The 20515-nt window shown below is 70.6% G+C and carries 25 protein-coding genes and 1 tRNA gene; 9 read left to right on the top strand and 17 right to left on the bottom strand.

Features of this window, described 5'->3' with window-relative positions:
- Positions 1-40: 40 nt before the first annotated feature.
- Positions 41-382 (bottom strand): co-chaperone GroES, encoded by a 342-nt coding sequence (locus ABZW32_RS20005; RefSeq protein ID WP_030239046.1) that lies wholly within the window; start codon positions 380-382, stop codon positions 41-43.
- A 46-nt stretch (positions 383-428) separates the two neighbouring features.
- Positions 429-746 carry a DUF3618 domain-containing protein gene (locus ABZW32_RS20000; protein WP_356217633.1) on the bottom strand — a complete coding sequence of 106 codons (318 nt, stop codon included), beginning with the start codon at positions 744-746 and terminating at the stop codon, positions 429-431.
- A gap of 117 nt (positions 747-863) precedes the next feature.
- On the opposite strand from ABZW32_RS20000, the gene bcp reads away from it, so the two are divergent.
- Both bcp and ABZW32_RS19990 read left to right on the top strand, forming a co-directional pair.
- Positions 864-1331: a thioredoxin-dependent thiol peroxidase gene (gene bcp / locus ABZW32_RS19995; RefSeq protein ID WP_030239052.1), complete on the top strand. Its 468-nt coding sequence runs from the start codon at positions 864-866 to the stop codon at positions 1329-1331.
- Between the two features lie 140 nt (positions 1332-1471).
- Positions 1472-1555: transfer RNA gene (locus ABZW32_RS19990), tRNA-Leu, on the top strand.
- 57 nt (positions 1556-1612) lie between these two features.
- On the opposite strand, the gene rdgB is transcribed toward ABZW32_RS19990, so the two are convergent.
- The 4 genes from rdgB to ABZW32_RS19970 form a co-directional block, all read right to left on the bottom strand.
- Positions 1613-2245, bottom strand: a complete 633-nt coding sequence (rdgB, locus tag ABZW32_RS19985; RefSeq protein WP_356217631.1) for an RdgB/HAM1 family non-canonical purine NTP pyrophosphatase — start codon at positions 2243-2245, stop codon at positions 1613-1615.
- A gap of 113 nt (positions 2246-2358) precedes the next feature.
- The gene (locus ABZW32_RS19980; protein ID WP_356217629.1) at positions 2359-2745 is read right to left on the bottom strand and encodes a hypothetical protein; all 387 of its coding nucleotides are present in this window, start codon (positions 2743-2745) and stop codon (positions 2359-2361) included.
- Positions 2746-2839: 94 nt separating this feature from the next.
- Positions 2840-3574, bottom strand: a complete 735-nt coding sequence (gene rph, locus ABZW32_RS19975; RefSeq protein ID WP_266839260.1) for a ribonuclease PH — start codon at positions 3572-3574, stop codon at positions 2840-2842.
- Between the two features lie 95 nt (positions 3575-3669).
- The gene (locus ABZW32_RS19970; protein ID WP_266839262.1) at positions 3670-3903 is read right to left on the bottom strand and encodes a PTS glucose/sucrose transporter subunit IIB; all 234 of its coding nucleotides are present in this window, start codon (positions 3901-3903) and stop codon (positions 3670-3672) included.
- Between the two features lie 215 nt (positions 3904-4118).
- Here ABZW32_RS19970 and ABZW32_RS19965 point away from each other — a divergent pair, with 215 nt between their 5' ends.
- The gene (locus ABZW32_RS19965; RefSeq protein ID WP_356217627.1) at positions 4119-5420 is read left to right on the top strand and encodes a PTS transporter subunit EIIC; all 1302 of its coding nucleotides are present in this window, start codon (positions 4119-4121) and stop codon (positions 5418-5420) included.
- 276 nt (positions 5421-5696) lie between these two features.
- A complete protein-coding gene (locus tag ABZW32_RS19960) occupies positions 5697-6944 on the top strand; it encodes a PTS transporter subunit EIIC (RefSeq protein WP_356217625.1) in 1248 nt (415 codons plus the stop codon).
- 95 nt (positions 6945-7039) lie between these two features.
- On the opposite strand, the gene ABZW32_RS19955 is transcribed toward ABZW32_RS19960, so the two are convergent.
- Positions 7040-7792 (bottom strand): MBL fold metallo-hydrolase, encoded by a 753-nt coding sequence (locus ABZW32_RS19955; protein ID WP_356217623.1) that lies wholly within the window; start codon positions 7790-7792, stop codon positions 7040-7042.
- A 195-nt stretch (positions 7793-7987) separates the two neighbouring features.
- On the opposite strand from ABZW32_RS19955, the gene ABZW32_RS19950 reads away from it, so the two are divergent.
- The gene (locus ABZW32_RS19950) at positions 7988-8407 is read left to right on the top strand and encodes a hypothetical protein (RefSeq protein ID WP_356217621.1); all 420 of its coding nucleotides are present in this window, start codon (positions 7988-7990) and stop codon (positions 8405-8407) included.
- Positions 8404-8745 (top strand): DUF488 family protein, encoded by a 342-nt coding sequence (locus tag ABZW32_RS19945; RefSeq protein ID WP_356217619.1) that lies wholly within the window; start codon positions 8404-8406, stop codon positions 8743-8745. Before ABZW32_RS19950 ends, ABZW32_RS19945 begins: the two co-directional genes overlap by 4 nt.
- 164 nt (positions 8746-8909) lie before the next feature.
- On the opposite strand, the gene ABZW32_RS19940 is transcribed toward ABZW32_RS19945, so the two are convergent.
- From ABZW32_RS19940 to clpS, 7 genes are all read right to left on the bottom strand, one after another.
- Positions 8910-9860: a cysteine synthase gene (locus ABZW32_RS19940; RefSeq protein ID WP_356217618.1), complete on the bottom strand. Its 951-nt coding sequence runs from the start codon at positions 9858-9860 to the stop codon at positions 8910-8912.
- Positions 9860-10138, bottom strand: a complete 279-nt coding sequence (locus ABZW32_RS19935; protein WP_356217617.1) for a MoaD/ThiS family protein — start codon at positions 10136-10138, stop codon at positions 9860-9862. The genes ABZW32_RS19940 and ABZW32_RS19935 overlap by 1 nt, the downstream gene beginning before the upstream one ends.
- 83 nt (positions 10139-10221) lie before the next feature.
- Positions 10222-10329, bottom strand: coding sequence for a putative leader peptide (locus ABZW32_RS19930; RefSeq protein ID WP_311736929.1), 108 nt, complete (start codon positions 10327-10329; stop codon positions 10222-10224).
- A 77-nt stretch (positions 10330-10406) separates the two neighbouring features.
- Positions 10407-10829: a M67 family metallopeptidase gene (locus ABZW32_RS19925; protein WP_356217615.1), complete on the bottom strand. Its 423-nt coding sequence runs from the start codon at positions 10827-10829 to the stop codon at positions 10407-10409.
- A gap of 138 nt (positions 10830-10967) precedes the next feature.
- Positions 10968-12422 carry an amino acid permease gene (locus tag ABZW32_RS19920; protein WP_356217613.1) on the bottom strand — a complete coding sequence of 485 codons (1455 nt, stop codon included), beginning with the start codon at positions 12420-12422 and terminating at the stop codon, positions 10968-10970.
- Positions 12423-12751: 329 nt separating this feature from the next.
- On the bottom strand, positions 12752-13351 hold the full coding sequence (locus ABZW32_RS19915) for a DUF2017 domain-containing protein (protein ID WP_356217611.1): 600 nt from the start codon (positions 13349-13351) through the stop codon (positions 12752-12754).
- Positions 13351-13665 carry an ATP-dependent Clp protease adapter ClpS gene (clpS, locus tag ABZW32_RS19910; RefSeq protein ID WP_030239090.1) on the bottom strand — a complete coding sequence of 105 codons (315 nt, stop codon included), beginning with the start codon at positions 13663-13665 and terminating at the stop codon, positions 13351-13353. The genes ABZW32_RS19915 and clpS overlap by 1 nt, the downstream gene beginning before the upstream one ends.
- A gap of 81 nt (positions 13666-13746) precedes the next feature.
- On the opposite strand from clpS, the gene ABZW32_RS19905 reads away from it, so the two are divergent.
- Together ABZW32_RS19905 and ABZW32_RS19900 are read left to right on the top strand one after the other, a co-directional pair.
- Positions 13747-15075, top strand: coding sequence for a nicotinate phosphoribosyltransferase (locus tag ABZW32_RS19905; RefSeq protein WP_356217609.1), 1329 nt, complete (start codon positions 13747-13749; stop codon positions 15073-15075).
- 103 nt (positions 15076-15178) lie between these two features.
- Positions 15179-15778: a nicotinamidase gene (locus ABZW32_RS19900; protein ID WP_356217608.1), complete on the top strand. Its 600-nt coding sequence runs from the start codon at positions 15179-15181 to the stop codon at positions 15776-15778.
- Positions 15779-16212: 434 nt separating this feature from the next.
- Here ABZW32_RS19900 and ABZW32_RS19895 read toward each other — a convergent pair whose 3' ends face one another.
- Positions 16213-16527: a hypothetical protein gene (locus tag ABZW32_RS19895; protein WP_356217606.1), complete on the bottom strand. Its 315-nt coding sequence runs from the start codon at positions 16525-16527 to the stop codon at positions 16213-16215.
- 112 nt (positions 16528-16639) lie between these two features.
- On the bottom strand, positions 16640-18997 hold the full coding sequence (locus tag ABZW32_RS19890; protein ID WP_356217704.1) for an immune inhibitor A domain-containing protein: 2358 nt from the start codon (positions 18995-18997) through the stop codon (positions 16640-16642).
- A 449-nt stretch (positions 18998-19446) separates the two neighbouring features.
- Here ABZW32_RS19890 and ABZW32_RS19885 point away from each other — a divergent pair, with 449 nt between their 5' ends.
- Positions 19447-19749: a hypothetical protein gene (locus ABZW32_RS19885; RefSeq protein ID WP_356217604.1), complete on the top strand. Its 303-nt coding sequence runs from the start codon at positions 19447-19449 to the stop codon at positions 19747-19749.
- 105 nt (positions 19750-19854) lie between these two features.
- On the opposite strand, the gene ABZW32_RS19880 is transcribed toward ABZW32_RS19885, so the two are convergent.
- A complete protein-coding gene (locus ABZW32_RS19880) occupies positions 19855-20430 on the bottom strand; it encodes an RDD family protein (protein ID WP_356217603.1) in 576 nt (191 codons plus the stop codon).
- Positions 20431-20515: the final 85 nt, after the last annotated feature.

Here is a 20515-nt window from a genome sequence, read left to right as displayed (position 1 = left end):
GTGACCTCGGTCACCGGCCCTTCAGGAGTGGATCAGCGGCTCAGAGGTAGAGCCCGGTGGAGTCCTTGGACCCCTCCAGCCGCTCCGCCGCCACGGCGTGCAGGTCCCGCTCGCGCATCAGCACGTACGTCGCCCCGCGCACCTCGACCTCGGCGCGGTCCTCGGGGTCGTACAGGACCCGGTCACCCGGCTCGACACTGCGTACGTTCTGCCCGACCGCGACCACCTCGGCCCAGGCGAGCCGCTTGCCCACCGCGGCCGTCGCCGGGATCAGGATGCCGCCGCCCGAGCGCCGCTCGCCCTCGGGCAGGTCGGACTTCACGAGCACGCGGTCGTGGAGCATCCGGATGGGCAGTTTGTCGTGGGTGGTGTTCTCGCTCACGCCCCGAACCTACCTGCCGCCGCACGCCCCGCACCCCGGAGGGTGCTCACCGCTTGCGCCGCGCCGTGGCGACGATCAGCCCGACGACGCCGGCCGCGAAGAGCGCCACGGGCACGATCCGGTCCACCCGCGGTGCGCCGTCCTCGTCGCGGAGGCTGTCCTTCACGTCCGTGACCAGCCGGTTGACGGCGGCGAAGGCGCGCCCGGCCGTGTGGTCCACGGCCCCGACCGCCTTGGCCTTCGCGTCCCCGATGATCGTCTTCGGGTGCACGCGCACGCCGATCTCGTCGAGCGTCTCGGCGAGCTGCTCGCGGCGGCGGACGATGTCCGCTTCGATCTGTGCGGGGGTCCTGGCTTCCGGCACCGCGCTGCCTCCGTCGTCGTGTCGTGCTCGTGGTCGTCTGGGGCGTACTCCGCCGTGGACAGTCTGTCAGCTTAGTCTCGTGGCGTACCGTTCCCCTCCCGAGGAGAAGACCTACCGATGAGCGAGCGACTCCAGCCGGGCGACACCGCCCCCGCCTTCACCCTGCCCGACGCGGACGGCAACGAGGTCTCGCTGGCCGCCCACAAGGGGCGCAAGGTGATCGTGTACTTCTACCCGGCGGCCCTGACCCCGGGCTGCACCAAGCAGGCCTGCGACTTCACCGACAACCTCTCCCTCCTGGCCGCCGCCGGCTACGACGTGATCGGCGTCTCCCCGGACAAGCCGGAGAAGCTCGCGAAGTTCCGCGAGCAGGAGCACCTGAAGGTCACCCTGGTCGGCGACCCCGAGAAGGAGACCCTGACGGCGTACGGCGCCTTCGGCGAGAAGAAGCTGTACGGCAAGACGGTGACCGGGGTCATCCGCTCCACGGTGGTCGTCGACGAGGAGGGCAAGGTCGAGCACGCCTTCTACAACGTCAAGGCGACGGGCCACGTAGCCAAGATCATCAAGGACCTGGGCATCTGACCCGCCCGGGCATCTGACCCACCCGGTCCGCCGCGCCCACCCCAACTGCCACTGACCGGCGGACGCATGGCGCCAGAACCGCCGCCCCGTAGACTGGGCGCAGCCCAACCGGACCTGATGTCCATTTTGGGTCAGATGTCGCGGTTGTGGTGGAATTGGCAGTCACGCTGGGTTTAGGTCCCAGTGGGGTAAAACCCGTGGGGGTTCGAGTCCCCCCAACCGCACGTTCACGACGAGGGCCCCGTACGCAGCCGCGCACGGGGCCCTCGTCGTACCGGCGCTCAGCCCAGGAGTTCGCGGACCACCGGGATCAGGGCGCGGAAGGCCTGGCCGCGGTGGGAGATGGCGTTCTTCTCGGCCGCCGTCAGTTCCGCGCAGGTGCGGGACTCGCCCAGGGGCTGGAGGACCGGGTCGTAGCCGAAGCCGCCGTCGCCCGCCGGGGCGTGGCGCAGGGTGCCGAGGAGGCGGCCCTCGACGACGCGTTCGGTGCCGTCCGGGAGGGCCAGGGCGGCCGCGCAGAAGAAGTGGGCCGCGCGGTGCTCGTCGGCGATGTCGCCGAGCTGGGCGAGGAGGAGGTCGAGGTTGGCCTTGTCGTCGCCGTGGGTGCCGGCCCAGCGGGCGGAGAAGATGCCGGGGGCGCCGTTCAGGACGTCCACGCAGAGCCCGGAGTCGTCGGCGACGGCCGGCAGGCCGGTGGCGCGGGCCAGGGCGTGGGCCTTGAGGAGGGCGTTCTCGGCGAAGGTGACGCCGGTTTCCTTCACGTCCGGGATCTCCGGGTACGCGTCGGCCCCGACCAGCTCGAAGGGGAGGCCGGCCTCGGACAGGATCGCGTGGAGCTCGGTGACCTTGCCGGGGTTGCGGGTGGCCAGGATCAGGCGGCGGGGCGGCTGGGGAGACGTGGGCGTGGAAGTCATGCCCCCATTATTTCCGGCGGCCGCCCGGCGCCGACCGTCGAGTCCGGCGCCGACCGCCGCGCCCGCCTCCCGCCCCGCCGACTCGCCCGGCGCCCGCCCCGCGCCCGCCCCGCTCAGCCCGGGGTGCAGACCTTGGAGATCTCCTTCGCGGCGTCCGCGACGGGCTGGACGTCGGGGGCGGTGTTGCCGTTCTCCACCGAGGTGCGCACGTTCTTGACGGCGGTGGTCATGGAGTCGACGGCCTTGGAGAGGTCGGCGTTGCCCGTCGAGTCCTTGATCTGCTTGAGGTTCGTCTCGATCTGGGTGAGCGCGTTCTGGGTGTCCTGGACGCTGTTCCCCGCCTGGGAGACGGCCTGCTGGAGCTGGTCCACGCTGTTGGCTATGGCCACCGCCGTGTTGGCGCAGTCCATGGCGGTGGAGATGGCGTCGCAGGAGGCCAGGGCCGGGACGGCCAGGACGGCGGTCAGCGCGACGGCGGCGAGGCGGTGCTTCGGCTTCATTTCGGGTCCCCCGGGGCTCGGATGCGTGGACGGGCGCACGGCTTCGACACCGTGCGCCCGTACCGGAGTGGACGCGTGCCCGCGTCCGGCGGTTCTACGGGAGCTGGAGCTCCAGGGCGCCGAGCTGGAGGGCCTCCAGGTCGGCGCAGCCGCCGGCGGCGAGGTCGAGGAGGGCGTTGAGCTCCTTGCGGTCGAAGGGCTCGCCCTCGGCGGTGCCCTGGACCTCGACGAAGCGGCCGTCGCCGGTGCAGACGACGTTCATGTCGGTCTCGGCGCGCACGTCCTCCTCGTAGCAGAGGTCGAGGAGCGGGACGCCGTCGACGATGCCGACGCTGACGGCGGCGACGGTGCCGGTGAGCGGCTTGCGGCCGGCCTTGATCAGCTTCTTCTTCTGGCCCCAGGCGATGGCGTCGGCGAGGGCGACGTAGGCGCCGGTGATGGCGGCGGTGCGGGTGCCGCCGTCGGCCTGGAGGACGTCGCAGTCCAGGACGATGGTGTTCTCGCCGAGGGCCTTGTAGTCGATGACGGCGCGCAGCGAGCGGCCGATGAGGCGGGAGATCTCGTGGGTGCGGCCGCCGATCTTGCCGCGGACGGATTCGCGGTCGCCGCGGGTGTTGGTGGAGCGGGGCAGCATCGAGTACTCGGAGGTGACCCAGCCCTCGCCGCTGCCCTTGCGCCAGCGCGGGACGCCTTCGGTGAAGGAGGCGGTGCAGAAGACCTTGGTGTCTCCGAAGGAGATGAGGACGGAGCCCTCGGCGTGCTTGCTCCATCCGCGTTCGATGGTGACCGGGCGGAGCTGTTCGGGCGTGCGGCCGTCGATGCGAGACATGCCTGTGAGCCTAGTCGGTGCGGGCGTACGCGAGGACCCCGTCCGCCGTGCGGTACGGGGTCCTCGCGGAGCCGTGTCGAGCCGGTGGGCTCAGCTCACATCATGTCTTCGATCTCGCCGGCGATCGGGTCGGCGTCGGTGCCGATGACGACCTGGACGGCGGTGCCCATCTTGACGACGCCGTGGGCGCCGGCGGCCTTCAGCGCGGCGTCGTCGACGAGGTCGGGGTTGACGACCTCGGTGCGCAGGCGGGTGATGCAGCCCTCGACCTCTTCGATGTTCTCGATACCGCCGAGCCCGGCGACGATCTTCTCAGCCTTGGTGGCCATGCGTTTCTCCCTGGGTGTTACGAAGAACGAGTCTCGGCGGCCGCGACCAACATCGTCCGCTTCGTCACGTTAGCTCACGGTTGGCCTATCCACGCGAGCACGAGCCGGACTTCTGCCGAATGATGACGATCAGCAGCAGCCTGCCCTCGACTGGTCTACACCAGTGTGCCGCAAGTGTTGCGACTGCCAAAACGGGCCGGGCCAGGGAGGACGCGATGAGCGCGAGCAGCGCCGCGGAAGCGCCGAGGAAGCAGTGGTGGAGCGGCCTGTACCCGGGTCTGCAGAAGATGGGGCGCAGCCTCCAGCTGCCGATCGCGGTCCTCCCGGCGGCCGGGCTCCTCAACGGGCTCGGGCAGCCCGGTGTGTTCGGCTCCGAGGGCCTGAACTGGACGATCGTGTCCAAGGTGATGGTGGCCGCGGGCGGCGCGCTGCTCAACGCGGACCTCGGCCTGCCGCTCCTGTTCTGCATCGGCGTCGCGATCGGCATGGCCAGGAAGGCGGACGGCTCGACGGCCCTCGCGGCGGTGGCGGGCTTCCTGGTCTACCGGGGCGTGCTGCACGCCTTCCCGAACGACTGCCCGGCCGGCACCAAGACCATCGGCGGCGGCTGCATCGGGCCGGACAACACGTTCGTGGAGTTCACGTACCAGAACCCGGGGGTGTTCGGGGGCATCATCATGGGCCTGCTGGCGGCCTGGTTCTGGCAGCGCTACCACCGGGTGAAGCTGGTCGACTGGCTGGGCTTCTTCAACGGCCGCCGGCTGGTCCCGATCATCATGTCGTTCGTGGCCATCGGCTTCGCGGCGCTGTGCCTGTGGGTGTGGCCGCCGGTCGGCAGCGCGCTGGAGAGCTTCTCGGACTGGCTGGTGGGGCTGGGCTCCTGGGGCGCCGGCATCTTCGGCGTCGCCAACCGCGCGCTGCTGGTGATCGGTCTCCACCAGTTCCTGAACGTGCCGGTGTGGTTCCAGTTCGGCAGCTACACCAAGCCGGACGGGACGACGGTGCACGGCGACATCAACATGTTCCTGGCGGGCGACCCGGACGCGGGGCAGTTCCTGAGCGGGTTCTTCCCGATCATGATGTTCGCGCTCCCGGCGGCGGCGCTGGCGATCACGCACTGCGCGAAGCCGCAGCGGCGCAAGGAGGTCGGCGGGCTGATGCTGTCGGTGGCGCTGACCTCGTTCGTCACGGGGATCACGGAGCCCCTGGAGTACTCCTTCCTCTTCGTCGCGCCGGTGCTGTACGTGATCCACGCGCTGCTGACGGGCGTCTCGATGGCGGTGACGTGGGGGCTGGGGGTGCACGACGGGTTCAGCTTCTCGGCCGGCCTGATCGACTACGTCATCAACTTCGGGCTGGCGACGAAGCCGCTGCTGATCATCCCGATCGGCCTGGCGTTCGCCGTCGTCTACTACGTCGTCTTCCGCTTCGTGATCACGAAGTTCGACGTCCCGACCCCGGGCCGGGAGTCGGACGAGGAGATCGCCGCGATGCAGGCGGAGAACACCAAGGCGTAAAACCCGGCACAATACGCAGGGGAAAGGTCTTCCGGGCCTTGACTCTCGCACCCACAGGTCCCTTGGATCCTTCGATCCGGGGGACCTTCGTCACGTGGTCGAGAGCACAGGAAATCGAAGGTTCCTTATCTAACCCCCACCGTGCTACAACTGGTCTACACCACCGAATGGTGTAGACCATGCGCCTGCCGAGCAGCCGTGGTCACTCTCTCTGAGACGTCGCCGTCCCCCTTTCTTCCGGTCCCCTGGCGACGCCTTGCCCAATGGAGGAAGTTGATGACTACGGCTACCGCCGCACCGGCCAAGAAGCCGGGTGCCGCGCTGCTGCAGGGCATGCAGAAGGTCGGCAAGGCCCTGCAGCTGCCCGTCGCCGTCCTGCCGGCCGCGGCGATCCTGCTGCGCCTCGGCCAGGACGACGTGTTCGGCAAGGACGGCCTCCACTGGGGCAAGGTCGCCACGGTGTTCGCCTCCGCCGGTGACGCCGTCTTCTCCAACCTGGCGCTGCTGTTCTGCGTCGGTGTGGCGATCGGCTACGCCAAGAAGGCCGACGGCTCCACCGCCCTCGCCGCCCTGGTCGGCTTCCTCGTCTACAAGAACGTGCTGACCGCGTTCCCCATGGACGGAAGCGTCACCGAACTGCTGCCCAAGGGCAAGCCGCAGGACCCGGGCGTGCTCGGCGGCATCATCATCGGTCTCGTCAGCGCGATGATCTGGCAGAAGTACCACAAGACCCGCCTGGTCGACTGGCTCGGCTTCTTCAACGGCCGCCGCCTGGTCCCGATCATCATGGCCTTCGTCGGCACCCTCTTCGGCGTCTTCTTCGGCCTGGCCTGGGGCCCGATCGGTGACGCGCTCGGCAGCTTCAGCGAGTGGCTGATCGGCCTCGGTTCCGTCGGCGCCGGCATCTACGGCGTGTTCAACCGCGGTCTGATCCCGGTCGGCATGCACCAGTTCCTCAACACCTTCTTCCAGCAGCAGGTCGGCTCCTTCACCAAGGCCGACGGCAGCATCGTCACCGGCGAGATCCCGCGCTTCTTCGCGGGCGACCCGACCGCCGGCCAGTTCATGTCCGGCTTCTTCCCGATCATGATGTTCGGCCTGCCGGCCGCCGCCATCGCCATCGCGCACTGCGCCCGCCCCGAGCGCCGCAAGGTCGTGATGGGCATGATGATCTCGCTGGCCCTGACCTCCTTCGTCACCGGTGTCACCGAGCCGATCGAGTTCACCTTCCTCTTCCTCGCGCCGCTGCTGTACGCGGTCCACGCCGTCCTGACCGGTATCTCCATGGCCGTCACCTGGGGCCTGGGCGTCCACGACGGCTTCGGCTTCTCGGCCGGCCTGATCGACTACCTGCTGAACTGGAAGCTCGCCACCAACCCGTGGATGATCATTCCGATCGGCCTGGCCTTCGGAGCGGTCTACTACGCGGTCTTCCGCTTCGCGATCACCAAGTGGAACCTCCCGACGCCGGGCCGCGAGTCCGACGAGGAGCTCGCCGAGCTGCTCAAGGCCGAGGCCAAGTAGGCCGCACGCCCCACCGCGCACAGGAGCCCCCGCTCTCCCCGAAGGGAGGGCGGGGGCTCCCGCGTTCCGCGTTCCGCGCGCCGCGCGCCCGCGCGTCAGACCTCGTGGACGGCGCCCGGCCGTGCGAGCTCCACGGGGCCGTCGTAGACCGCCCGCGCGTCGGCCAGGTTCCGCCCGGCGTCCGTCCACGGCGGGATGTGCGTCAGCACGAGCCGCCCCACGCCACCGCCGCGCGCGTACTCGCCGGCCTCGCGCCCGTTGAGGTGCAGGTCGGGCACGTCCTCCTTGCCGTCCGTGAAGGAGGCCTCGCACAGGAACAGGTCGGCGCCCTCGGCCAGCGCCGCCAGCTCCGGGCAGGCACCGGTGTCCCCGGAGTAGACCAGCGAGCGCCCGCCGTGCTCCACCCGGATGCCGTACGACTCCACGGGGTGGCGGACCCGCTCGGTGCGCACCGTGAACGGGCCGATCTCGAAGCCGCCGGACTTCAGGGTGCGGAAGTCGAAGACCTCGCTCATCGAGCGCTCGTCGGGGACGTCCTCGTAGGCCGTGGTCAGCCGCTGCTCGGTGCCCTCGGGCCCGTAGACGGGGAGGGCTCCGCAGCGGCCGCCCTCGTGCCGGTAGTAGCGGGCGACGAAGTACGCGCACATGTCGATGCAGTGATCGGCGTGCAGGTGGCTCAGGAAGATCGCGTCGAGGTCGTAGAGACCGCAGTGGCGCTGGAGCGCGCCGAGGGAGCCGTTGCCCATGTCGAGGAGCAGCCGGAAGCCGTCGGCCTCGACGAGATAGCTCGAACATGCCGAATCCGCGGACGGGAAGGACCCCGAACAGCCGACGACGGTGAGCTTCATGGAGCGTGAACCTCCGTGGACGGTCCGTGGACGGAATGCGGGCCGTGCGTGGGTCGAGCGTAAGGCGCGAAACCTCCGGTCGCTCCTCCGCGGCAGGCCGTTGTGGGGGGAATCACCTGCGCTGTCACCCGGGGGAGCGACAGGGGGGACGGGCGTTGCCGCGCCGGGGCCCCCGGGCGCGGCTACGGTCGGAATATGGACACGTCCTGGTGGCCCGCCGTGCTGGCGGCGGTCGCCGTGGCGGTGGTGGTGCTGATCCCACGGCGGGCGCGGCCGGTCCGCCGGGCCCCGGGCGGCCCCCACGGGCCGGGGCCGCCGCCGTCCGTACACGCCGGTGAGCTGTGGTGTCTGGCCGACGGCCGGCCGTGCCTGGTGCTGTCGGTGCCCCGGCACGGGGAACGGGCGCGGGTCGCGTGGATCACCGGGAAGTACGACGACCGGCGCCCCGGGGTGATCCCGCTGCCGCCGGGGGTCGTGGGATCCCAGGGCCGCGTCTCCTTCCTGGAGGCGGACCGGCCGGAGGAGGTGTCGCTGTGGGAGTTCGGGACGCGGACGGGGACGGTGGACCCGGTGGTGTGGGACGAGGCCAAGGGGCTGGGCGGCGGGGCCGGGTGATCCGGCTGCGGCGCGTCTACGATCCCCCCGAGCCGGGGGCGGACGGGGTGCGGGTGCTGGTGGACCGGCTGTGGCCGCGGGGGCTGTCGAAGGAGGCGGCCGCGGTGGACGAGTGGCCGCGGGCGCTGACGCCGTCGGCGGAGCTGCGCAAGTGGTTCCACGCGGGTGGCGGCGCCGGGGAGTTCCGGCGGCGCTACGAGGCGGAGCTGGCGGAGCCGGAGGCGGTGGCGGAGCTGGAGCGGCTGCGGAGCCTGGCCGGGCCCCTGACGCTGCTGACCGCGGTCAAGGACCCGGGGTCCGGCCACGCGGCGATCCTGGCGGAGCACCTCGCGGGGTGAGGGCCGTGGCGCTGCGTGCCGCTGCGCGGGGCCGACTCCCCGCCCCGCCCTTCGCCCGTTCCCCGGGGCTCCGCCCCCGGGCCCCGGCGGGTCCGGGGCTTGCCCCGGGGAACGGTCGAAGGGCGGGTAGGGGACCTCGCCCCGCGCGGCGCGGGCCGGGAGGGCTACGCCCAGAGCTGGCCCTGGAGGACCTCGATGGCCTCTTCGGTCGTGGCCGCCGTGTAGACGCCCGTCGACAGGTACTTCCAGCCGCCGTCGGCCACGACGAACACGATGTCCGCCGTCTCGCCGGCCGCCGCCGCCTTGCGGCCGACGCCGATCGCCGCGTGCAGGGCCGCGCCCGTGGAGACGCCCGCGAAGATGCCCTCCTCGCGGAGCAGGTCGCGGGTGCGGGTGACCGCGTCCGCGGAGCCGACCGAGTAACGGGTCGTCAGGACCGAGGCGTCGTAGAGCTCCGGGACGAAGCCCTCGTCGAGGTTGCGCAGGCCGTAGACGAGGTCGTCGTAGCGCGGCTCGGCGGCGACGATCTTCACGCCCGGGACGTGCTCGCGCAGGTAGCGGCCGACGCCCATCAGGGTGCCGGTCGTACCGAGGCCCGCCACGAAGTGGGTGATGGAGGGCAGGTCGGCGAGGATCTCGGGGCCCGTCGTCGCGTAGTGGGCGCCCGCGTTGTCCGGGTTGCCGTACTGGTAGAGCATCACCCAGTCGGGGTGCTCGGCCGCCAGTTCCTTGGCCACCCGCACGGCGGTGTTGGAGCCGCCCGCCGCCGGCGACGAGACGATCTCGGCTCCCCACATCGCGAGAAGGTCCCGGCGCTCCTGCGAGGTGTTCTCCGGCATCACGCACACGATCCGGTAGCCCTTGAGCTTCGCGGCCATGGCGAGCGAGATGCCCGTGTTGCCGGAGGTGGGTTCCAGGATGGTGCAGCCGGGGAAGAGGCGGCCGTCCTTCTCCGCCTGCTCGACCATGTGGAGCGCGGGGCGGTCCTTGATCGAGCCGGTCGGGTTGCGGTCCTCCAGCTTGGCCCAGATGCGGACGTCCGCCGAGGGCGACAGTCGCGGCAGCCGGACCAGCGGGGTGTTGCCGACCGCCGCGAGCGGGGAGTCGTAGCGCATTACTTCGAGCCGCCGGCCACGGCCGGGAGGATGGTGACGCTGTCGCCGTCCTTGAGGGCGGTGGAGATGCCGTCGAGGAAGCGGACGTCCTCGTCGTTGAGGTAGACGTTCACGAAGCGGCGCAGCTGGCCGCCGTCGACGATGCGCTCCTCGATGCCCTTGTGGCGGGTTTCCAGGTCGGCGAGCAGGTCGGCGAGGGTCGCGCCTTCGCCGTTCACGGCCTTCTCGCCGTCGGTGTAGGTGCGGAGGATGGTGGGGATGCGGACCTCGATGGCCATGGCAGCGGGCTCCAGTGTCGGGAGGGCGTGAAGGGAAGTGCGGGCGCGCGGCTCTTGCGGCCCCGCACGGGGGGCCGGGGTGCTCAGGCGGCAGGACAGATGGCGCTGGCGAGGCGGCACAGGTCGACGTGCAGCCGCGCCACGAGCAGCAGCCTGCCGGGCGTCTCGATGCTCACGTCGTGGGAAACCATGCGGTCATGTTAACGATTCCCGGTCCCCCGTTTGGAGTGTGATCCCGCATCGTGGACCACATCCGCTCGCATACTGGTCAGTAGCCCTCGACGACCTGCACTTCTTCCTCCGTGATCACTCCGTCGACGATCCGGTAGGACCGGAACTGGAATTCGCCGAGGCCGTCCTGGTCGGCCGTGGAGACCAGGACGTAGTGCGCTCCGGGCTCGTTGGCGTACGTGATGTCGGTGCGCGAGGGGTAGGCCTCGGTCGCGGTGTGGGAGTGGTAGACGATCACCGGCTCCTCGTCGCGGTCGTCGAGTTCGCGGTAGAGCTTGAGCAGATCCTTCGAGTCGAACTCGTAGAACGTGGGCGAGCGGGCCGCGTTGAGCATGGGGACGAACCGCTCGGGGCGCCCGGTGCCCGCCGGGCCGGCCACGATGCCGCACGCCTCGTCGGGGTGGTCCTTGCGGGCGTGCTCCACGATCCGGTCGTACAGGTCCTGGGTGAGGGTCAGCATGAGCGACAGGATAAGCAGACGGGCCCTCCCGTACCGAGGAGCGGTACGGGAGGGCCCGAATGATGGACACGAGGCTTCCGGGGGCGTGTTTCCCGGCCGCGGCAGGCGGCCGGGACCCACGGTCCGGGGGGGCGGTGCTCAGGCCGACTGCGAGGCCCTCTCGACCTTGTTGAAGGCCGCGCCGCTCGGGTTGCGCTTCTTGAGGACGAGGTAGGAGGCGCCGAGGATCAGGCCCCACAGCGGCGCGCAGTACAGCGAGACGCGGGAGTCCTTGTCGACGCCCATCATCACGATGACCATGCCGATGAAGAGCAGGGCGAACCAGCTGGTCCAGGGGGCGCCGGGGGCGCGGAAGGAGGACTGCGGCAGCTCGCCGCGGTCGGCCTTGGCGCGGTAGCGGATCTGGCAGACCAGGATCATGATCCAGGCCCACATGCCGGAGATGGTGGCGAAGGAGACGACGTAGTCGAAGGCCTTGCCCGGGGCGACGTAGTTGATCCAGACGCCCACCAGCATCAGCGCGGCGGAGAAGGTGGTGCCGACGAGCGGGGTGCCGCTCTTGGTGAGCTTGGTGAAGAACTTCGGGCCCTGGCCGTTGAGCGCGAGGTCGCGCAGCATGCGGCCGGTGGAGTACATGCCCGAGTTGCAGGAGGACAGCGCGGCGGTCAGCACGACGAAGTTCACGATCGCGGCGCCGATGCCGAGACCCATCTTCTCGAAGGCCAGCACGAAGGGGCTCTCGCCGGCCTTGAAGTTCGACCACGGGATGACCGACATGATCATGATGAGGGCGCCGACGTAGAAGACGGCGATGCGCCACGGCACGGTGTTGATGGCCTTGGGCAGGGTCTTCTCGGGGTCCTTGGACTCGCCGGCGGTGACGCCGACCAGCTCGACCGCGAGGAAGGCGAACATCACGATCTGCAGGGTCATCAGCGTCTCGCCGATGCCGTTCGGGAAGAAGCCGCCGTTGTTCCACAGGTTGGAGACGGAGGCGGTGTCCGCGGCGTCGGAGAAGCCGATGGTGAGGATGCCGGCGCAGATCAGGATCATGCCGACGATGGCGGTGACCTTGACCATGGAGAACCAGAACTCCAGCTCACCGAAGAGCTTCACGGAGATCAGGTTGGCCAGGTAGAGGATGACCGTGAAGATCAGCGCGTAGGCCCACTGCGGGAAGCTGTCGTGGGTCCAGTACGACATGTACTTGGCCGCCGCGGTGACCTCGACGATGCCGGTGACCACCCAGAACAGCCAGTACGTCCAGCCGGTCGCGTACCCCCAGAACGGGCCCAGGAACTCGCGGGCGTAGTCCGAGAAGGAACCGGACACGGGGCGGTACATGAGCAGCTCGCCCAGCGCCCGCATGATGAAGAAGATGACCAGGCCGGCGATGGCGTAGGCCAGGATCAGGCTCGGTCCCGCCTTGGAGATCGCCTTGCCGGCGCCCATGAACAGGCCGGTGCCGATGGCTCCGCCGATGGCGATCATCTGGATCTGGCGGGCTCCGAGTGCGCGGTGGTAGCCCTCGCCCTCGCCCTGCGCGCCCTCACCGGGCGTCTTGTCGTGCTGCTCGACCTGCACAGAGGTCATGTCTTGGTGCGCCTTTCTCCACGCCGACCCGCGCCTTCACTGGCTGCGGATCGGGTCCTCGATCCCCCCGGATACGGATGGAGTTGCACGCCGGCGGTCAGCCGGTTCAAGCGGGCCGGGGGACATGGGTGGCGTCCCGTCGGCGGTCGTGAAGATTTATCACGTGCTTACGGGTGGCCGAGGGGGCGAAATGTGACGCGCGCCATAAAGAAATCCGGACATAGGGCATGGAACAGATCAGATCACCACATGGTGGTGATCTGATCGTTATCCGGATTTGAGCGTCCGCTGAGCGAACCTCGCGTGGCCGTTGCGCGGCCGATGCGCGGCTAAAGGGTCTCGATGAGCGTTTCCTGCAGGCCGCCGAGCCAGAGGTAGGCCATCACCATCGGCTTGCGCGGATCGTCGTCCGGAAGGCGGAAGAGCACCGCGCTCTCGTCGTCCTCGGTGATGTCCAGGCGCGCCGCGATGGTCAGCCGCAGGTCGTTGAGGGCCCCGAGCCAGCGCAGCGGCAGCTCGTCGGTCAGCTCCAGCAGCGCCGCGCCCTCGCCGTCCGGGGCGAGGGCGTCGAGGCTGCGCACGACGGCCAGCGCGTCCTCCCGCTTTCGGGTGCGCAGGTCGTTCTCGGTGAAGCGGCGGAACTCCGCCGAGCGCGCCCGCAGCTCCTCCTCGCTCTGCCCCCCGTTCGCGCCGGGGCCCCCGTAGGCGTCGGGGAAGAGCCGGGCCAGCGCCGGGTCGGAGGGGGGTTCGGTGGGGCCGTCGGAGGCGAAGAGCACGGCCAGCGGGTCGGCGTCCGCCGCGGGCTCCGGCTCGCCGGGGCCGATCAGCTCCAGCAGCTGCACGGCGAGGGAGCGCAGGATCGAGATCTCGATCCCGTCCAGGGCCAGGGTGGCGCCGCCGCCGTCGCGGGTCTCGAACACGCCGCCCATCAGAAGCGGTCCTGCGAGAGGGTCGCCCAGAGCCCGTAGCCGTGCATGGCCTGCACGTCCCGTTCCATCTCCTCGCGGGTGCCGCTGGAGACGACCGCCCGGCCCTTGTGGTGGACGTCCATCATCAGCCGGGTCGCCTTGTCCTTGGGGTAGCCGAAGTACGCCTGGAACACGTACGTCACGTAGCTCATGAGGTTGACCGGGTCGTTGTGCACCAGGGTCACCCACGGGACGTCGGGTTCGGGGACCGCGAAGGTCTCTTCGGCCGATTCGGTGCGTTCGATCTCAATGGGAGCAACACTCACTTGTCCCATGCTGCCACTGCCGGGGGCCCGTCGCACAAACGGGCCCCTACATCTCGTCACTTTGACGAAATGTGCGCTAGCATCCGTGACATGAACCCTGCGGACCTGGGCCTGCCGGTGGACGTGCCGTCGACAGCGCTCTTCACGGACCATTACGAGCTCACGATGCTGCAGGCCGCGCTGGCCAACGGCACCGCCGACCGGCGCTCGGTCTTCGAGGTCTTCACCCGGCGGCTGCCCGAGGGCCGGCGCTACGGAGTCGTCGCCGGCACCGGGCGCGTGCTGGACGCCGTCGAGAACTTCCGCTTCGACGGTGCGGTGCTGGAGTTCCTGCGGGAACGGGCCGTCGTCGACATGCGGACGCTGGACTGGCTGGCCTCGTACCGCTTCTCGGGTGACATCTGGGGCTACCCGGAGGGGGAGGTCTACTTCCCCGGATCGCCGCTCCTGCGGGTCGAGGGCAGCTTCGCCGAGTGCGTGCTGCTGGAGACCGTGATCCTGTCGATCCTCAACCACGACTCCGCCATCGCGGCCGCCGCCTCCCGGATGGCCTCCGCCGCCGGCGGGCGGCCGCTGATCGAGATGGGCGCGCGGCGCACCCACGAGCTGGCCGCCGTCGCCTCGGCGCGGGCCGCGTACGTGGGCGGCTTCGCCTCCACCTCCGACCTGGCGGCCGGCTTCCGGTACGGCATCCCTACGGTCGGCACCAGCGCGCACGCCTTCACCCTCGTGCACGACAGCGAGCGGGACGCGTTCACCGCCCAGGTGGCCTCGCTGGGCCGGGGCACCACCCTGCTGGTGGACACCTACGACGTGGCCGAGGCCGTCCGCACCGCCGTGGAGGTGGCGGGCACCGACCTGGGCGCCGTCCGGATCGACTCGGGCGACCTGCTGCTGGTCGCGCACCGGGTGCGCCAGCAGCTGGACGAGCTGGGCGCGGTGAACACGCGGATCGTGGTCACCTCGGACCTGGACGAGTACGCCATCGCCTCGCTGGCGGCGGCGCCGGTGGACGCGTACGGCGTCGGCACCCAGCTGGTGACGGGCAGCGGGCACCCGACGTGCTCGATGGTCTACAAGCTGGTCGCGCGGGCGGTCTCCGGCGACCCGAAGGCCGCCCTGGCCCCGGTCGCGAAGAAGTCCACCGGCGGCAAGACCTCCATCGGCGGGCGCAAGTGGGCCGCGCGCCGCGTGGACGCGGAGGGGATCGCCGAGGCGGAGGTCGTCGGCACCGGCCCGGTGCCGGCCGCGCTGGCCGACCACCAGCTGCTGACCCAGCTCGTCAAGGCGGGCGAGGTGGTGGCCCGCGAGCCCCTGGAGGCCGCCCGCGAGCGCCACCTGGCGGCCCGCGCCGCGCTGCCCCTCTCGGCGACGCAGCTCTCCCGCGGCGAGGCCGTGATCCCGACGGAATACCTCTGAGCCGCGTGACGGAGCGGGCGGGGGCCCGTTTCGGGTAGGGGCGGGGCGGGGGAAGAGCCCCCGCAGGGTCCGCCGCACACCAACCAGCCGAAAGGCACGTGACATGCACCGCGCACTGATCGTCGTCGACGTACAGAACGACTTCTGCGAGGGCGGCAGCCTCGCCGTCACCGGTGGGGCCGACGTCGCAGCCGCGATCACCGAGCTGATCGGGCAGAGCACCGCCGGCTACCGGCACGTGGTCGCCACCCGGGACCACCACGTCGACCCCGGTCCGCACTTCGCGCGGCCCCCGGCCGAGCCCGACTTCGAGACCTCCTGGCCGGTGCACTGCGTCGCCGGGACCGAGGGCGTCGGCTTCCACCCGAACTTCGCCCCGGCCGTCGCCTCCGGCGCGGTCGCCGCCGTCTTCGACAAGGGCGCGTACGACGCCGCGTACAGCGGTTTCGAGGGGGCCGACGAGAACGGCGTGACGCTCGCCGAGTGGCTGCGCGAGCGGGAGGTGAGCGAGGTCGACGTGGTCGGCATCGCCACCGACCACTGCGTGAAGGCCACCGCCCTGGACGCGGCCCGCGCCGGGTTCACCACCCGCGTCCTGCTGGACCTCACGGCCGCCGTGGCCCCGCACACCACCACCCGCGCCCTGGACGAGCTGCACACGGCGGGCGTGACCCTGGTGGGCGCCGCCCCGAACCGCCACTGACCCGAACCGGCGGGGCCGGTCCGCCGCCGACCCGGGCCGGCTGACCCGCACCGCCTGGGCGGGGCCGCCTGACACGGACCGCCTGGGCCGGACCGTCTGGGCCGGGCCGCCTCGGCCGGGCCGCCTGGGCCGGGCCGCCTGGGCCGGGCGCCTTACGCGGACCGCCAGGGCCGGCCGCCTTACGCCGGTCGCCAGGGCCGGGCTGCCTTACGCGGACCGCCAGGGCCGGGCCTCCTTACGCGGACCGCCCGGGCCCGGCACCGGGGCCGGGCGGCCGCCGGAAGCCGCAGCCCCGCTGCGGAGCCCGCCCGGACGCGGCCGAGGTCCTGCGCAGGGCCCCGGCCGGCGGGCGCGTGCGGCGCCCGGGCGGCCGGGACGCCCCGGGCCGCTCCCGGGGGCCACAGCCGCGCTCCAGGCCCCCTCCGCGGACGCGGCTACGCGTTGCCCAGGAGGGCGCGGATCGGGTGCCAGAGTTCCGTCGCGCGGTCCGGCGCGCAGCGCCACAGCAGGCCGTCGGGGTGGTGGAGGACGGCCGTGACCTCGTCCGGGGTCGGCGGCTGGGCGTTGCCGCGCAGGTAGACGGCCCGCATGCCGAGGTTCCGCAGCCTGGTCAGGGCGCGGGCCCGGTTCGCGGCGTGCACCAGCACGCGGACGTTACCGCCCTCTCCCGCCTCTCCGGTCGGCCGCGGCAGCGTCAGCGCGACCACCACGCTGCCGCCCGGCAGTCTGACGAAACCTCCACCTGGCATGATCTTCAGCTCCCCCGTCAATAAGAAAACTCGCACCCGCATCTAAACGCGATCGGCCGCCGCCCGCTAGAGGGCGACGGCCGATCATGCTTTGACCTGCAGTTTTACCGAGTTACTTGGTGGCGGGGCCGACCTCGACCGTCATCTGGAGGCCGTCGTAGGTCTCCTTCGCGATCTTGATCTTGGTGTTGGTGTCAGTGACCTTCACCGAACCGGTCGGGTTCTCCTCGTACCAGTACTTGCCCTTGTGGTCGTCGAAGACCAGCTGGGCCGGCTTCGGCTTGACGAAGAGCGCCTCACCGTTCTTGTGCAGGGTGAACGCGTCCGTCGAGTAGGCGCTGAACGGGGCGTCGTACGGCTGGATCTTGTTCCGCAGCAGGGTGCCGTCCGACCACTTCATCGGCTTGGCGTTGGCGTCGATCGGCAGGATCAGACCGGAGCCCGGGTGCTGGCTGGTGTTGTTGTCCTTCTGGGAGGTGTCCCAGAGCCACAGCAGCAGGCCGTCCTGGTACGGGTAGTGCTCGACCCAGCCCGGCTTGGTGTTGGCGAAGCCGAAGTTGTACGGGCCGACCTTGAGGGTCGAGTCGTACGAGACGTAGCGGCGGTTCTCGGCCAGGTAGTACTGCGCGTACTCCTTGGTGAAGCCGGCGCCCTGGCGGGAGAAGCCCTTGGCCGTCCAGCCGTTGTCGCCGTTCTCGGCGCCGTCGGCGAAGACGGTGGCACCGTCCGCGGTCAGGTTGAGGGCGTCGGCGGCGAAGCCCTTGCCGCCCGCGCCGCCGTCCGTCTGGTAGCGGAAGCGGAGGTCGACCTTCTTGCCCGCGTAGGCGTCGAGCGGGAAGTTCAGGGACTTCCAGGCGCCGGAGACACCGGTCAGCGACGGGCTGCCGGAGGCGTCGGACGGGATGGCCGCGCCGTCGGCGGTGCCGTGCAGCGCCGTCCAGGTGGCGCCGCCGTCCGTGGACACCTCGGTGTAGAGGAAGTCGTAGTCCTGCTCGATGTCCCACCAGCCCTTGAGGGAAAGGGCGGCGGACTTCTTGCCCGTCAGGTCGACGGAGCGGGTGAGGGTGTTCTTCAGGTCGTCACCCATGTTGCTCCACCACTGCGAGGAACCCTCGGCGGGAGCGACGATGTCGGTCTTGACCTGCTTCTTCGGCAGCTCGACGAGCAGCGCCTGCTTGTCCTTGGTGTTGTACGCCGACACACCCAGCTTGTGGGTGGACTTCGTCGCGGCCTTGGCCTTGTCGAAGTTCAGCCAGCCCAGCTGCAGCTTGTCCCAGGCGGTCATGTCGCCGGGGACGTTGCCTATGGACTCCTTGCCGTCGCCGAGCCAGGAGCCGGCCGACATCAGGGACCAGAAGCCGACGGAGTTGTCGCCGCCGCCGGAGGTGTCGTAGAGGTCCGGCAGACCGAGGTCGTGGCCGTACTCGTGCGCGAAGACGCCGAGGCCGCCGTTCTCCGGCTGCATCGTGTAGTCGCCGACCCAGATGCCGGTGTCACCGATCTGGGTACCGCCGGCCTTGTTGTTCGCCGGGCCGGTCTTGCCCGCGTCGGTGCCGTACGCGTACCAGCGGTGCGCCCACAGCGCGTTGGTGCCCTGCACGCCGCCGCCGGCCGACTCGTCCTCGCCCGCGTGGACGATCTGGAAGTGGTCGATGTAGCCGTCGGGCTCGTTGAAGTTGCCGTCGCCGTCGTAGTCGTTGCGGTCCCACTGGTCGTACTGCGCCAGCGTGGCCTTGATCTCGGCGTCGGTCTTGCCGGCCTTCTTCTGGGCCTCCACCCACGCGTTGACGCCGTCCTTGACGGTGTCCCACACGTTGGAGCAGTTGGTCTGGCCGCAGTAGTTCGAGCCGTAACGGGCCTCGTTGTACGGGATCTTGACCCAGTCGGCGACCTGGCCGTCGACGGAGTAGCGGCCCGAGGAGGTCTTCTCGTAGTAGGTCTTCAGCGAGTCCTTGCCCTGACCGGTACCGAAGTACAGGTCCTGGAAGTGCTGGCGGCTGTAGTCCTTCTGCCAGGCCGTGCTGTTGTTGTTCGCGCGGTCCGGCTGCGCGATCTGGTTGTGCAGCGGGCCGGGGGTGCCGCCGTACTTCGGCACGGGCGGCTTCGGGCCGTCGGGGCCGTCCGGGTCGAACATGGTCGTGTTGTCGACCTGGTCGCCGAACTCGACGAGGATCGTGAAGATCTTGTCGGTCTTCTCGCGGCCCAGCTCGACGTACTTCTTGTCGTCCAGCTTGACGACCTTCGAGGCGCCGCGCTGCTCGACGTCCTTCTTGCCGCTCAGCACCTGCTCCAGGGCGGCCTTCTTCTGCTTCGCCTGCTGCTCGCTGAACGGCCCCTTGAGGTCGTGGTCGACGAGCTTGGCAGGAGCGGTCGGGTCCTGCCGGTCGGAAGCGGAGACGCCGGGGCCCTTGTCCTCCGCCTGGGCGGCGGTGACGGTGAAGAAGGTGGCGCTGGTCGCGCAGGCGGCCATGGTCACACCGATGGCCAGGGTGCGCACGGTGCGTCGTCTGACGGAATTGCCGGTCACTTGATGTCGTTCCCCTCCCGCGGCCGCAACGTAGGTCGGAACGTCTCCATAGGAGCGGGGGGTTCCGCGCGGCGCGCGTCTCAAGTGACGACATTTGACCGGAGAGTCTAAAGAAAAGACAGACCTTGACTTCTTCCTTACAACTGCACTATGCGGTCAAGGAGTTCCGCTATTCGGACGTTCCGCCGCCAACGGGGGTCTTCCAGGGCGAAGGGCGCTCCGCAGGGGGCCGGTGACGGCGCATCACGTGATCCCGTGCGCCCCCCGTGCTGCCACACCGTGGGTAAGGTCACGCTTACTTCCGGTGCGGCTCGGGCATCCCGTTCTGGAGTCACTTGACGCGCGACCGGTCGAGCCGGCTCCCCCTCCCCGCCTTGAGGACGGAACACGCCATGCCGCGTCCGACTGCCGCACAGCTCGCCTACGGCTCCGCCACCGTCATCGTGTCGACGATCGCCATGCTGCTGCTCTCGCAGACGAGCACGGGACTCGGAGTGGCCGTCATCTCCGCGGCCGCGCTCGCCCTCGGGCTGCTGGTCGCCCTCACCGTGCCGCAGCCGCGCCGTCGCGGCCGGCACGCCGCGGGGCGGACGGGGCAGGCGACCGCCACCGCCCCGGCCACCGCCCCCGCCCCGGACGGCCACCGGGTGCCCGAACCGCGAACGGCCCCCGCCGAGCACACCGTCCGCCTCTGAGCGGACACACCGGAGCGGACGGAGCGGGAACACCGGAGCGGGCGGCCACCCCCGGAGGGACGGCCGCCCGCGCGGACCCGTGCGCCTACGCGTTCGCGTTCGCGCCTAAGTCGTCTTGACCACCACGGTCTTGCCCACCTTGTCGTGCAGGCCCTGCCGGTACGGTTTGTCGACGAGCATCGACACGATCAGGGCGAGCGGCCACAGGCAGAAGCAGCACACCAGGGTCGGGATCCAGAGCACGGCGGCCCGGCCGAGCGAGGGGTTCGACGGGGGCACGCTGCCGTCGTTCAGCATCGCGACGCGCAGGCCCAAGGCCTTCTTGCCGACCGTTTGGCCGCTCTGCTTGGTGAGCCACCAGTCGTAGCCGACGTACGCGAGGATCGAGACGAGCGTCCACAGCAGGCCCGAGCCGTTGTACGACTTCGTGATGACCTCGCTGACGTCCTCCCCCTTGTTCGTGTCGACCATGTACCGGTTCCTGCCGAACGGCAGCTGGATGAGGAACAGCGGCACCCCGACGATGAGCACGTCGATGACGCGCGCCGCGAGCCGCCTGCCGAAGTCGGCGAGCGGGGGCATCCCCGCGAGCGGGTCGGGCATGCCGTAGCCGCCTCCCCCGCCGTACGGGTCCCCGCCGCCGCCGTACGGGGGCGGGGGCGGCGGTCCCGCCGCCGGCATGGCCGTGCTCTCGGAGGCCTACACACGGCTCGGCGGTGCGGAGGCGCGCCTGCGCGCCGCCTGTACCGGGCTGAGGGGGCGGCCC

It is taken from the genome of Streptomyces sp. NPDC004667 (genome assembly GCF_040609475.1).
GTDB lineage: Bacteria > Actinomycetota > Actinomycetes > Streptomycetales > Streptomycetaceae > Streptomyces.
This window is presented reverse-complemented; position numbering and strand designations above follow the sequence as displayed.

Coding starts and splice junctions, on each gene's coding strand:
- bcp (WP_030239052.1), top strand. CDS start 864: ATGAGCGAGCGACTCCAGCCGGGCGACACCGCCCCCGCCTTCACCCTG.
- rdgB (WP_356217631.1), bottom strand. CDS start 2,245: ATGACTTCCACGCCCACGTCTCCCCAGCCGCCCCGCCGCCTGATCCTG.
- ABZW32_RS19980 (WP_356217629.1), bottom strand. CDS start 2,745: ATGAAGCCGAAGCACCGCCTCGCCGCCGTCGCGCTGACCGCCGTCCTG.
- rph (WP_266839260.1), bottom strand. CDS start 3,574: ATGTCTCGCATCGACGGCCGCACGCCCGAACAGCTCCGCCCGGTCACC.
- ABZW32_RS19970 (WP_266839262.1), bottom strand. CDS start 3,903: ATGGCCACCAAGGCTGAGAAGATCGTCGCCGGGCTCGGCGGTATCGAG.
- ABZW32_RS19965 (WP_356217627.1), top strand. CDS start 4,119: ATGAGCGCGAGCAGCGCCGCGGAAGCGCCGAGGAAGCAGTGGTGGAGC.
- ABZW32_RS19960 (WP_356217625.1), top strand. CDS start 5,697: ATGACTACGGCTACCGCCGCACCGGCCAAGAAGCCGGGTGCCGCGCTG.
- ABZW32_RS19955 (WP_356217623.1), bottom strand. CDS start 7,792: ATGAAGCTCACCGTCGTCGGCTGTTCGGGGTCCTTCCCGTCCGCGGAT.
- ABZW32_RS19950 (WP_356217621.1), top strand. CDS start 7,988: ATGGACACGTCCTGGTGGCCCGCCGTGCTGGCGGCGGTCGCCGTGGCG.
- ABZW32_RS19940 (WP_356217618.1), bottom strand. CDS start 9,860: ATGCGCTACGACTCCCCGCTCGCGGCGGTCGGCAACACCCCGCTGGTC.
- ABZW32_RS19935 (WP_356217617.1), bottom strand. CDS start 10,138: ATGGCCATCGAGGTCCGCATCCCCACCATCCTCCGCACCTACACCGAC.
- ABZW32_RS19930 (WP_311736929.1), bottom strand. CDS start 10,329: ATGGTTTCCCACGACGTGAGCATCGAGACGCCCGGCAGGCTGCTGCTC.
- ABZW32_RS19925 (WP_356217615.1), bottom strand. CDS start 10,829: ATGCTGACCCTCACCCAGGACCTGTACGACCGGATCGTGGAGCACGCC.
- ABZW32_RS19920 (WP_356217613.1), bottom strand. CDS start 12,422: ATGACCTCTGTGCAGGTCGAGCAGCACGACAAGACGCCCGGTGAGGGC.
- ABZW32_RS19915 (WP_356217611.1), bottom strand. CDS start 13,351: ATGGGCGGCGTGTTCGAGACCCGCGACGGCGGCGGCGCCACCCTGGCC.
- clpS (WP_030239090.1), bottom strand. CDS start 13,665: ATGGGACAAGTGAGTGTTGCTCCCATTGAGATCGAACGCACCGAATCG.
- ABZW32_RS19905 (WP_356217609.1), top strand. CDS start 13,747: ATGAACCCTGCGGACCTGGGCCTGCCGGTGGACGTGCCGTCGACAGCG.
- ABZW32_RS19900 (WP_356217608.1), top strand. CDS start 15,179: ATGCACCGCGCACTGATCGTCGTCGACGTACAGAACGACTTCTGCGAG.
- ABZW32_RS19895 (WP_356217606.1), bottom strand. CDS start 16,527: ATGCCAGGTGGAGGTTTCGTCAGACTGCCGGGCGGCAGCGTGGTGGTC.
- ABZW32_RS19890 (WP_356217704.1), bottom strand. CDS start 18,997: ATGGCCGCCTGCGCGACCAGCGCCACCTTCTTCACCGTCACCGCCGCC.
- ABZW32_RS19885 (WP_356217604.1), top strand. CDS start 19,447: ATGCCGCGTCCGACTGCCGCACAGCTCGCCTACGGCTCCGCCACCGTC.
- ABZW32_RS19880 (WP_356217603.1), bottom strand. CDS start 20,430: ATGCCGGCGGCGGGACCGCCGCCCCCGCCCCCGTACGGCGGCGGCGGG.